General features: G+C 71.7%; 11 protein-coding genes. 5 read left to right on the top strand and 6 right to left on the bottom strand.

Going from position 1 to position 11,222, the window contains the following annotated elements:
• Positions 1-8 precede the first annotated feature (8 nt).
• Both AB0C62_RS31130 and AB0C62_RS31135 read left to right on the top strand, forming a co-directional pair.
• Positions 9-1,004 carry an ABC transporter ATP-binding protein gene (locus tag AB0C62_RS31130; protein WP_362978818.1) on the top strand — a complete coding sequence of 332 codons (996 nt, stop codon included), beginning with the start codon at positions 9-11 and terminating at the stop codon, positions 1,002-1,004.
• Positions 991-2,001, top strand: a complete 1,011-nt coding sequence (locus AB0C62_RS31135; RefSeq protein WP_362978820.1) for an ABC transporter permease — start codon at positions 991-993, stop codon at positions 1,999-2,001. Before AB0C62_RS31130 ends, AB0C62_RS31135 begins: the two co-directional genes overlap by 14 nt.
• A gap of 21 nt (positions 2,002-2,022) precedes the next feature.
• Here AB0C62_RS31135 and AB0C62_RS31140 read toward each other — a convergent pair whose 3' ends face one another.
• Positions 2,023-2,607, bottom strand: a complete 585-nt coding sequence (locus AB0C62_RS31140; protein ID WP_362978822.1) for an NAD(P)H-dependent oxidoreductase — start codon at positions 2,605-2,607, stop codon at positions 2,023-2,025.
• Positions 2,608-3,170: 563 nt separating this feature from the next.
• Here AB0C62_RS31140 and AB0C62_RS31145 point away from each other — a divergent pair.
• Positions 3,171-4,538: a tetratricopeptide repeat protein gene (locus tag AB0C62_RS31145; protein WP_362978824.1), complete on the top strand. Its 1,368-nt coding sequence runs from the start codon at positions 3,171-3,173 to the stop codon at positions 4,536-4,538.
• 391 nt (positions 4,539-4,929) lie between these two features.
• Positions 4,930-5,370 carry a hypothetical protein gene (locus AB0C62_RS31150; RefSeq protein WP_362978826.1) on the top strand — a complete coding sequence of 147 codons (441 nt, stop codon included), beginning with the start codon at positions 4,930-4,932 and terminating at the stop codon, positions 5,368-5,370.
• A 22-nt stretch (positions 5,371-5,392) separates the two neighbouring features.
• On the opposite strand, the gene AB0C62_RS31155 is transcribed toward AB0C62_RS31150, so the two are convergent.
• The 3 genes from AB0C62_RS31155 to AB0C62_RS31165 all read right to left on the bottom strand — a co-directional run bounded on the left by AB0C62_RS31155 (position 5,393) and on the right by AB0C62_RS31165 (position 8,099).
• Positions 5,393-5,857, bottom strand: coding sequence for a VOC family protein (locus tag AB0C62_RS31155; protein ID WP_362978829.1), 465 nt, complete (start codon positions 5,855-5,857; stop codon positions 5,393-5,395).
• 171 nt (positions 5,858-6,028) lie between these two features.
• The gene (rarD, locus tag AB0C62_RS31160) at positions 6,029-7,000 is read right to left on the bottom strand and encodes an EamA family transporter RarD (protein WP_362978831.1); all 972 of its coding nucleotides are present in this window, start codon (positions 6,998-7,000) and stop codon (positions 6,029-6,031) included.
• A gap of 244 nt (positions 7,001-7,244) precedes the next feature.
• Entirely contained in the window at positions 7,245-8,099 is an 855-nt protein-coding gene (locus tag AB0C62_RS31165; protein WP_362978833.1) for an SDR family oxidoreductase, read from the bottom strand.
• Positions 8,100-8,190: 91 nt separating this feature from the next.
• Between AB0C62_RS31165 and AB0C62_RS31170 the strand changes: the two genes are divergently transcribed.
• Positions 8,191-8,607, top strand: a complete 417-nt coding sequence (locus AB0C62_RS31170; protein ID WP_362978835.1) for a helix-turn-helix domain-containing protein — start codon at positions 8,191-8,193, stop codon at positions 8,605-8,607.
• A gap of 109 nt (positions 8,608-8,716) precedes the next feature.
• Here the strand turns inward: AB0C62_RS31170 and AB0C62_RS31175 are convergent, their stop codons facing one another.
• Positions 8,717-9,796: a 2-oxoacid:ferredoxin oxidoreductase subunit beta gene (locus AB0C62_RS31175; protein WP_362978837.1), complete on the bottom strand. Its 1,080-nt coding sequence runs from the start codon at positions 9,794-9,796 to the stop codon at positions 8,717-8,719.
• On the bottom strand, positions 9,789-11,222 hold a 1,434-nt coding region (locus AB0C62_RS31180; protein ID WP_362978839.1), incomplete at its 5' end, for a 2-oxoacid:acceptor oxidoreductase subunit alpha. The genes AB0C62_RS31180 and AB0C62_RS31175, both read right to left, overlap by 8 nt.

Consider the following 11,222-nt stretch of genomic DNA (forward strand, 5'->3'; position numbering starts at 1 on the left):
GGGAGCCCATGGAGGAGCTGTCCGCCGCCGAGCACGATCCGGCGAACGCCGCGCGCGGCACCGTGTCCGACGACGACGCGGTGATCGCGACGCGCTCACTGAGCAAGCGCTACCGCGGCGGACAGCTCGCCGTGGACGGTCTGGACCTGACCGTCCCGGCGGGCAGCGTCTTCGGCTTCCTCGGGCCGAACGGCTCGGGCAAGACCACCACCATCCGCATGCTGATGGGCCTGATCGCGCCGACCTCGGGCACGGCCCGTGTCCTGGGGCAGCCCATGCCCCGAGCCACGCGGGCCGTGCTCCCGCACGTCGGGGCCCTCATCGAGGGCCCCGCGCTGTACGGCTTCCTCTCCGGGCGGGACAACCTCCTGCGCTACGACGCCGCAGACCCGGCGGCCGACCCCCGCACCCGGCGGACCCGTGTCGCCGCCGCCCTCGACCGGGTCGGACTGACCGCGGCGGGCGCCAAGAAGGCGAAGGCGTACTCCCTGGGCATGAAGCAGCGGCTCGGGCTCGCGGCCGCGCTGCTCCAGCCCCGCCGGCTGCTCGTCCTGGACGAACCGACCAACGGTCTCGACCCGCAGGGCATGCGCGAGATCCGCTCCCTGGTCAGGGAGCTGGCCTCCGACGGCACCACCGTCTTCCTCTCCTCGCACCTCCTCGACGAGATCGAGCAGGTCTGCACCCACGCCGCCGTGATGGCGCAGGGACGGCTCATCACCCAGGGCGCCGTCGCCGACCTCGCGGCGGGCGCACGCGGACGGCTGGTCGTGACCACCCCGGACGCGGGAGACGCGGCCCGGGTCCTCAAGGAGCAGGGTGTGACGGATCTCGTCGTGACGGAGACAGGCGTGGCCGCCGATCCACCGGACCGTGAACTCGCCGAACTGAACGCAGCGTTGGTCACGGCGGGCGTCCGGGTCCGCGGCTTCGGGGTCGAACGGGCCTCGCTGGAGGACGCCTTCGTGGCACTGACGGGGGAGGGCTTCGATGTCGCGGGCTGAGAGCCTTCCGGAGACGGGCCGCACCGGGGAGGGAGCCGGCGCCGCGGCGGGGTCGGCACCGGGCGCGCAGGCCACCGCGGGGACGGGCGGGCCGGACCCGACGTCGACACGCGCCGCCGCCACCGCGGCACGCACCCCCGAGGCCGGACGCAGGCCGAACCCCCTCTGGACCCTCGGCCTCTTCCGCAGCGAGCTGGTCACCACTTTCCGGCGCTGGCGGACGATCGCCCTGCTCGGTGTGCTCGCGGCCGTGCCGATCCTCATCGGCGTGGCGATCCGGATCGAGACGAGCGACGGTTCGTCCGCGGGCGGAGGCGGCGGCGAGGGCCCCGCGTTCATCGCGCAGATCACCAACAACGGTCTGTTCCTGGTGTTCACGGCGCTGGCCGCGACCCTCCCCTTCTTCCTGCCGATGGCGGTCGGGGTCATCGCCGGTGACGCGATCGCCGGCGAGGCCAACGCGGGCACCTTGCGCTATCTCCTCGTCGCACCCGCGGGCCGCACCCGGTTGCTCCTCACCAAGTACGCGACCACGATGACGTTCTGCCTGGTCGCGACCCTGGTCGTGGCGGTGTCGGCGCTCACGGTGGGCGCGTTGCTGTTCCCGCTGGGCGAGCTGACCACCATCTCCGGCACCCGCATCAGCTTCACCGAGGGCCTCGGACGGGCGCTGCTCATCGCCCTCGTCGTCGCCGCGTCACTGATCGGCGTCGCCGCGCTCGGCCTGTTCGTCTCGACCCTCACCAACAGCGGCATCGCGGCCATGGCGACGACGGTCGGCCTGCTGATCACCATCCAGATCCTCGATCAGATCCCGCAACTGCACGCGCTCCAGCCGTACTTCTTCTCCCACTACTGGCTGTCCTTCGCCGACCTCATGCGCGACCCGGTCTACTGGGACGACCTGACCCGCAACCTCGGCCTCCAGGCCTTGTACGCGGCCGTGTTCGGTTCGGCGGCGTGGGCGCGGTTCACGGCCAAGGACATCACCGCCTGACGGCACCCGGACGCGGGGCGCTCACCCCTCGTACGGGAAGCGGGCGAGCGGCGGTTCCTGCGCGAAGAAGGTCTTCGCGCGGGCCAGGGCGTCGGCGTCGTTCAGGACGTCGCCGCGCCGGCTGCCGTTGCCGAGCAGGACCCCGCCGAACCGCATCCCCATGTAGGCGGCCGAGTTGTTCAGCGTTCCCACCAGCGGGTCGGCGACCGCCTGCTCCTCGTGCGCGAGGGCGGTGACACCCCACAGGGTGCGCCCGGCGAGCGTCTCCTTGAAGTCGATGCCGGGCGTACGGAGCCAGCCCGACCAGTAGTCCAGGTACCGCTTGGTGAGGCCGGACACCGAGTACCAGTACAGCGGCGAGGCGATCACGATGTCGGTGGCCGCGAGCGTGGCGTCGAGGAGCAGCCCCGGGACGGTTCCGGTGGGCGGACGGACGTGGTCGCTGTCGCGGCGCAGGTCCACGAAGTCGGGGAGCGTGTGCTCGGCCAGGTTCAGCCAGCGCTGCCCGACGTCCGGCGGCAGTTGCTCGGCGGCCCTGCGGGCGAGCAGCTCGGTGTTGCCCTCGGCGCGGCTGCTGCCCAGCACGAACAGGAAATTCCGGGTCATGGCTCCCCCTGGGGTACGCGCCACGGAACGCGACGCGACGACTGCATGCGTGGACAATATATGCGTACGCATCTAGTTGTCCAGGGGGCCCGACCTGCCCTGGGACGAGCCTGTGACGTCGTGGTGACCTGGGAAACGGGTGGGAGCGGGGAGACTCGGTTGTAGGCGTGGCCGACCGGACCGTGGGGCGGCAGGGGCTGATGGTGGGACGGCGGGAGCCGCTCGACCGGTCCGCACACCCGCCCCACGGCGCCAGGAACGGCCGTCCGTGGATCCGGAACCCCGGCGGGGACGGAAGGGTGGAAGGAGGCGAGGATGAGGGCCACGCGCACGGGAGCGACCGGGTGGCGTAGCAGGGGTGTGCGTACGAGCTGCCGAGCGGGTACGAGCACAGGGACCACCGTCACTGCCGCGACCCCGTTCGGCCGCGGCCCGTACCCGCTCCGCCGGCCCGCCTCCACGGCGTCGGCGGCGGACACACCGCGCCCACCGTCACCGCCCTGTTCCTCGCCCCCGCACCCGATCCCGTCCTCGCCCCCGACCACCCCTTCGTGAGGGAACCGATGTCTCGACTCAGCCGCGATCAGCAGCGAGAACCTCAGCGGCAGTACCCGGCGGCCGGTGCCGGGGGGCGGCCGGCCACCGGGGAGACCCCGATCGAGGTGCGCGTACCGGCGACGCCCGCCGCCTCGGCGTCCGGCGACGGCGCCTCCGCCGTGGCGACGGCCGACGGAAGGCCGATCGTGGCCAAGCAGGGTGAGCCGGTGCAGGCCGCCATCCTCAGACACCTCCACCGCCTCGCGCTGGCTGTCGGCCACCCTGTCCTCGCCAGCGTCCACGACGAACGCATCGGCTTCGTCGTACCGCTCCAGGTGTCCGTCGACGGCTCCAGCCGCTATACGGGGGAGCCGGTACGGACACCAGCGCGCCCGGAGGGGACACCACCGCGCCCGGAAGGGGCGTCGCCGGCCCCGCGGACGGCACCCGCGCCCCCGCCTGTACCCGCGTCCGAACCCGCACCCGCATCCGCACCGGCATCCGCATCCGCACCGGCACCCGCGAGGGTGTCCGAGCCCGCCGAGCCGATCCAGCCCGCCGAAACGGTGAAGCCCGTGACCTCCGCCCCCTCCACCGTGGTCCTGCGCAAGACGCGGCCGCAGCCGTACTTCGAGCACGAGGCCGAGCCGGAGTCCCTGCCCTTGCCCGGCGGTGGGGTGACCCAGGTGCTGCGGTCGGCGCCGGAACCGGCGCCCGCCCCGCTGGGCCGGTTCGGACCGGCACCGGTGATGGATCCCGTCGTCGAGCCGCCGTCCGCCCCCGCGCCGAAGCCGTCGGCCCCCGCGATGGAGGCACTGTCCCTGCTCGCTCCCGAACGGGAACCGGAGCCGAAGCCCGCTCCCGTGCGCGGCTTCGACGCCGTGGCCGAGGCGGTGCTCGCGCCGAACCCGGACGCCTCGGATCCGGGGCAGGGCGGCACGACGGCGTTCTCCGCGGAGCCCGTCGCGCGGATCAACGAAGCCGTGAGGATGGGCCGTATCGACGAGGCCGCGACGACGGCGGAACGCACGGTCGCGGCAGCGGCACAGGCGCTCGGCGAGGAGCACCCCGAGGTGCTGAAGCTGCGCGAACTGACCGCCTACATCGCCTACTTGGCCGGTGACGCGCTGAGGGCGTTCCACCTGTCGCTCGATCTGGCGCGGGTGCGGCGGCGTCAGCGCGACGCGGAGGGCGCGTACGGCAACGTGCAGAGCGCGGCCACCGCGTGGCGGGCCGTGCGCGACCCGCTCCAGGGCCTGCACCTCGGGCGGGACCTGATCGGCGTCTGGACCGAACTCGCCGCCGACGGTGGCCCGGCGGCCGACGACATCGGACAACTGGATTCGGCCCGTACCCGCATGGGCCGCCTCGCCGAACGCGCCCGCGCCCTGTGAACGACGCTTCCTGACCGCCCTTCCCCGCCCCCGGAGCGAGTGACCACGGCGCATCAGGGGGAAGGAAGGGGAAGGAGCAGACCCACGGGCACCGGTGACGGAAGGGGATCAGCCGATGGGGAGGCGATCGGGAAAGAGGAGAGTGCCCGGCGGCGAGCGAGCCGAGGACGCCGAGAGGTCCGTCGGAGAGGCCGGGAGCAGGACCGCCCTCCCGTCACAGCAGCTCACGCGCACCCCTTCCGCGCGCGAGGCCGCGCCCGCCTCTGGCGCTCTCCCCGCTCCCGTGCTCGACCGGGCCCGGGCCACCGCCGCGTACAGCCGCTCACCGGTGGCCCACCGCGCTCCCACCCGGACGGTCCCGCGCCCCCGCGTGGAGGTGAGCGTCAACGAAATGACCGGCACGATGAGTTGGCGCACGGTCCAGCCGCCGGTCTCCGACCCCTCGGGCCGTCCCGGCGGCCGGAACGCTCGGAGCCGCACGGCGGCAGCGACCGGCTCCCGCACGCCGAACTCCGAGGGAGCCGCGCCCATCCCGACGAACCCGGCGGACGTTCGCGCCGCCGTGAACGTCTCCGTGGCGTCGCTCACTCCGGAGCGGCTGCGGCGTCACCTGGCGGTGGTCGCGGCGCTTCGCTCCCACGTCGCGACCGATCTGGCGGTCGGTGGAAAGCTGCCGCCGACGGTGGCGGCGCATCTGCGCTCGGGGCCGACCCCGGCCGCCGCGCACGCCCTGAACGAGGAGCGCGTCGAGACGACCAGGGAAATGACCCGCAGGCCGCCCGCCGCCCGGCAGACAGCCGCCCCGGCACCGACACGCGCCCACCACCGCTGAGGACCGAGTCCGTGCGGGCCCGTCAGTGCACGCAGAACTCGTTCCCCTCGGGGTCCGCCATCACCACCCACGCGCCGGACGGTTCCTTCACGTCCCGCAGGATGTTCGCCCCCAGGGCGCCCAGCCGCTCGACCTCGTCGTCACGGCGTCCCTCGCCGGGGTGCAGGTCGAGGTGGAGGCGGTTCTTGCCCGTCTTGGGTTCGGGGACCCGCTGGAAGAGGATCCTGCGCCCGAGACCGGTGCCGCGCTCGGTGTCGTAGGGGTCGTCGGGATGCCGTACGGCGATCAGGTCCCGGAAGGCCGGGCGGCCGTGGAAGTCGACGGTGGCCTCGGCCGGCAGGGCACCCAGACCGAGCAACTGCTCGATGAGGGCGCTGTTGTCCTCGACCGTGTATCCGAGCGCGGCGGACCAGAAGTCGGCCTGTGCGTGGGGGTCGGCTGCGTCGATGACGAGTTTCCAGTGGACGGGTACGGGAGTCGGCGTCATGCCTTCACTTATACGCACCCTTCACGCCCCTCGCGCGTGAAGCAGCTTTTCGCCCCCTCCGCCCCTACCCGGCCCGAACCCGGGGCTCCGCCCCGGACCCCGCTCCGCAAACGCCGGAGGGGCTGATTCTTCCGATGCACCGGGACCGCACCCCAACGGCCCGGCGCAGCGCTACGCGCGCTCCCGTACGACAGGAACCGCCACCCCGGTGGCGGCGGCCTCCGCCCGGGCGGACTCCCGCAGCGCCAGTGCCCCCCGCCGGGCCGTCCGCAACGCGTCGAACGTCAGCAGCGACAGGGCGACCCAGACGAGCGCGAACCCGGCCCACCGCTCGGCGGGCATGGCCTCGTGGAAGTAGAAGATGCCGAGGAGGAACTGGAAGACGGGCGCCAGGTACTGGAGCAGGCCGAGCGTGGACAGCGGCACGCGGATCGCGGCGGCGCCGAAGCAGACGAGGGGGATCGCGGTGACCACGCCGGTCGCCGCGAGCAGTGCCGCATGCCCCGCGCCCTCGCTGCCGAACGTCGCGTCACCCCGTGACCCCAGCCAGAGCAGGTACGCCACCGCCGGAAGGAACTGGATCGCGGTCTCGGCGGCGAGCGACTCGATGCCGCCGAGGTTGACCTTCTTCTTCGCGAGGCCGTACGTGGCGAAGGAGAAGGCGAGGCAGAGGGAGATCCACGGCGGCCTGCCGTATCCGATGGTCAGCACGACGACGGCGGCGAGCCCGACCCCGACGGCGGCCCACTGCACCGGCCGCAGCCGTTCCTTGAGGAGCAGCACGCCCATCGCGATCGTGACGAGGGGGTTGATGAAGTACCCGAGCGAGGCCTCGACCACGTGCCCGGAGTTCACCGCCCAGATGTAGACGCCCCAGTTGACGGTGATGACCGCGGCGGCGACGGTGACGAGGCCCAGCTTGCGCGGCTGCCGCACCAGCTCGCCCGCCCAGGCCCACCGCCGCATGACGAGCAGCGCGGCGCCGACGACGACCAGCGACCAGGCCATCCGGTGGGCGAGGATCTCGGCCGCTCCGGCCGGTTTGAGCAGCGGCCAGAAGAGGGGGACGAGCCCCCACATGCCATAGGCGGCGAAGCCGTTCAGCAGACCTATGTGCTGCTCGCCCCTCGGCTTCCCGGCCACCGGCAACTCCTTCTCGCGCGTGTCTCGGACGCCCACCGCGCCCCCACCGCCCGGCAGGTCCCGAGCCGTCGGAACCCTGCGTGCGGCCTCCAAGAAGGTAGCGCCGCACACCTGCGCCTGTCATGCCCGTATCGCCATACGGTCATGACAGGCGCAGGTGTGGCCCCGGTACCCCGGGTCCGCGGCGGGCGGGCGGCCGATCGGTCCGTCGGCCCCGACGGGATCGGCCCTCCTGCCGGCAGGGTCAGCCCTTGAGTCCGGCGGCGACGGCTTCCGCGAGCGGCGTGGTCGGGCGCCCGGTCAGCCGCGACAGATCGCCGCTGGTGGCGGCCAGCTCGCCCTTCTCGATGGAGGACTCGACGCCCGTGAGGATCCCGGCGAGGACCTCGGGCAGCCCGGCGCCGGTCAGGATGCCGGCGAAGGCCTCGGGGGAGACGGGGCTGTAGACGATCTCCTTGCCGGTCTGCCGGCTCAGTTCGGCGGCGTACTCGACGAATCCCCACGCCTCGTCGCCGCTCAGCTCGTACGTCGCGTTCTCGTGGCCCTCGCCGGTCAGCACCGCGACCGCGGCGGCGGCGTAGTCGGCGCGCGAGGCGGAGGCGATCCGGCCGTCACCGGCGGCCTGCACGACGGCGTTGTGCTCCAGGACGGGGGCGAGGTTCTCGGTGTAGTTCTCGTGGTACCAGCCGTTGCGCAGCAGGGTGTAGGGCACTCCGGAGGCGAGGAGGACCTCTTCGGTGGCACGGTGGTCGTCGGCGAGGGCCGCGGTGAGGTCACCGGGGGCGCTCGTGTAGACGAGGAGGGCGACACCGGCCGCCTTGGCGGCGTCGATGACGACCTGGTGCTGCCCGACGCGGCCCTTGTCGAACTCGTTGCCCGAGATCAGCAGCACCTTGTCGCCGGCCGAGAACAGGCCGTCGAAGGTGGCGGGCGCGTTGTAGTCGGCGACCGCGAGCCGTACGCCCCGTGCCGCGAGGTCGGCGGCCTTGGCCTCGTCGCGCACGACGGCGGTGATCTGCTCGGCCGGGATCTTCTCCAGCAGCTGCTCGACGACGTGACGGCCGAGGTGTCCGGTGGCTCCGGTGACGACAATGCTCATGACGTGCATCTCCTTGTGGGGTGCGGATGACACTCACCATAAGAGCTGCACTAACTGTTGGAAAGTACCCACCTTGAAGTAAGGTACTGGCATGGTCGTAAGCAGCAAGACAGCGGAGGGGTACGACGCCGGTGAGGCGATGTGTCCCTACCGCCTGGTCCTGGAACATGTCACCAGCCGCTGGGGCGTCCTCGTCCTGATCGAGCTGCTGGAGCGCCCGTACCGGTTCAGCGAGCTGCGCAGGGCGGTGGGCCGGGTCGGCAGGGCGGTCAGCGAGAAGATGCTGACCCAGACGCTGCAGACCCTGGAGCGGGACGGGCTGGTCCACCGTGACGCGAAGCCGGTGATCCCGCCGCGCGTCGACTACTCGCTCACCGAGCTGGGCCGCGAGGCCGCGGAACAGGTGCGGGGACTCGCCGCGTGGACCAAGGTGCGCATGGCCGACGTCGAACGGTCCCGCGTCGAGTACGACGAGGCCCGGGCGCTGAAGGCCAGGGTCGTCTCTTAGGAATTCGGCGTACGACGAGGCCCGGGCACTCGGGGCCCGGGCCTGTCGGAAACGCCGTCGCGGCTCGGCCGAAGCGATCGGCCGAGCCGTTCGTGGTCCGGGGCGGGCCTCAGCCCACGACCGTCCACGTGTCGCCGCCCGCGAGCAGCGCGGCGAGGTCTCCCTTGCCGTTCTGCTCGATGGCCGTGTCGAGCTGGTCGGTCATCTGCGTGTCGTAGACCGGCCGTTCGACCGAGCGGAGCACCCCGATGGGGGTGTGGTGCAGGGTGTCGGGGTCGGCGAGCCGTGACAGCGCGAACGCGGTGGTGGGGCTGGGGGAGTGGGCGTCGTGGACGAGGATCTGCGCCCGGGTCTCGTCGGTGACGGCCACGACCTTCAGGTCGCCGGTGGCCGGGTCGCGGACGACGCCCTTGGAGTCGTCGGTGCCGAAGGTGATGGGCCGGCCGTGTTCGAGGCGGATGACGGCTTCCTCGGCCTGCTGCTTGTCCTTGAGGACCTCGAAGGCGCCGTCGTTGAAGATGTTGCAGTTCTGGTAGATCTCCACCAGCGCGGTACCCGGGTGGGCGGCGGCCTGGCGCAGCACGTCGGTGAGGTGCTTGCGGTCGGAGTCGACCGTGCGGGCCACGAACGAGGCCTCCGCGCCGATCGCCAGCGACACCGGGTTGAACGGCGCGTCCAGCGAGCCCATCGGAGTCGACTTGGTGATCTTCCCGACCTCGGAGGTCGGCGAGTACTGGCCCTTGGTCAGCCCGTAGATCCGGTTGTTGAACAGCAGGATCTTCAGGTTCACGTTGCGGCGCAGGGCGTGGATGAGGTGGTTGCCGCCGATGGACAGCGCGTCGCCGTCCCCGGTGACCACCCACACGGACAAGTCCCGGCGCGAGGAGGCGAGTCCGGTGGCGATCGCGGGGGCCCGACCGTGGATCGAGTGCATCCCGTAGGTGTTCATGTAGTACGGGAAACGCGAGGAGCAGCCGATCCCGGAGACGAAGACGATGTTCTCCTTCGCCAGACCCAGCTCGGGCATGAACCCCTGCACGGCCGCGAGGATCGCGTAGTCACCACAGCCCGGGCACCAGCGCACCTCCTGATCGGACTTGAAGTCCTTCATGGACTGTCTGGCCTCGGCCTTGGGGACGAGTGAGAGCGCCTCGATCGTGCCCGTGCCTTCCGTGGACGTCTCAGCCATCGATGGCCTCCTTGAGAGCCGTGGCGAGCTGCTCGGCCTTGAACGGCATGCCGTTGACCTGGTTGAACGACTGGGCGTCCACCAGGTACTTGGCCCGGATCAGGGTGGCGAGCTGCCCGAGGTTCATCTCCGGGATCACCACCTTGTCGTAACGCCCCAGCACCTCGCCCAGGTTGTGCGGGAAGGGGTTGAGGTGGCGCAGATGGGCCTGCGCGATGGGAACGCCCGCGGCACGCAGTCGGCGCACGGCCGCGGTGATGGGCCCGTAGGTGGAACCCCAGCCCAGGACAAGGGTGTCGGCGGCCTCGTCGGTACCCGCGGTGGGGTCGTCGATGTCGAGGTCGGGGACGTCGATCCCGTCGATCTTGGCCTGGCGGGTGCGGACCATGAACTCGTGGTTGGCGGGGTCGTAGGAGATGTTCCCGCTGCCGTCCTGCTTCTCGATCCCGCCGATCCGGTGCTCAAGCCCCGGTGTTCCGGGGATCGCCCACGGCCGTGCCAGTGTCTGCGGGTCGCGCTTGTACGGCCAGAACACCTCGGTGCCGTCGTCCAGGGTGTGGTTCGGACCCTGGGCGAACTGGACGCGCAGGTCAGGGAGTTCGTCCACCTCGGGGACCCGCCAGGGTTCGCTGCCGTTGGCGAGGTAGCCGTCCGACAGGAGCAGCACGGGCGTCCGGTAGGCCAGGGCGATCCGGGCCGCCTCGATGGCCGCGTCGAAACAGTCGGCCGGCGTCTTGGGCGCGACGATCGGGACCGGTGCTTCGCCGTTGCGGCCGTACATCGCCTGCAACAGGTCGGCCTGCTCGGTCTTGGTCGGCAGGCCGGTCGAGGGTCCGCCCCGCTGGATGTCGATGACCAGCAGCGGGAGTTCGAGTGAGACGGCCAGTCCGATCGTCTCCGACTTCAGTGCCACACCCGGCCCCGACGTCGTCGTGACCGCCAGCGAACCGCCGAAGGCGGCGCCCAGCGCTGCCCCGATGCCCGCGATCTCGTCCTCCGCCTGGAACGTGCGCACACCGAAGTTCTTGTGCCGGCTCAGCTCATGCAGGATGTCGGACGCCGGAGTGATCGGATACGAACCCAGATACAACGGCAGATCCGTCTGCCGCGACGCCGCGATCAGACCGTAGGACAGCGCCAGGTTCCCCGAGATGTTGCGGTACGTACCCGTCGGGAACGTCTGCGCTGCCGGAGCCACCTCGTAGGAGACCGCGAAATCCTCCGTCGTCTCCCCGAAGTTCCAACCCGCCCTGAAAGCCGCCAGGTTCGCCGCCGCGATCTGAGGCTTCTTCGCGAACTTCGTCGCCAGGAACCTCTCCGTACCCTCCGTGGGCCGGTTGTACATCCACGACAACAACCCCAGCGCGAACATGTTCTTGCTCCGCTCGGCCTCCTTGCGCGAGAGGTCGAACTCCTTCAACGCCTC

The sequence above is a fragment of the Streptomyces sp. NPDC048643 genome (genome assembly GCF_040650615.1).
In the GTDB taxonomy this organism is placed as follows: Bacteria; Actinomycetota; Actinomycetes; order Streptomycetales; family Streptomycetaceae; genus Streptomyces.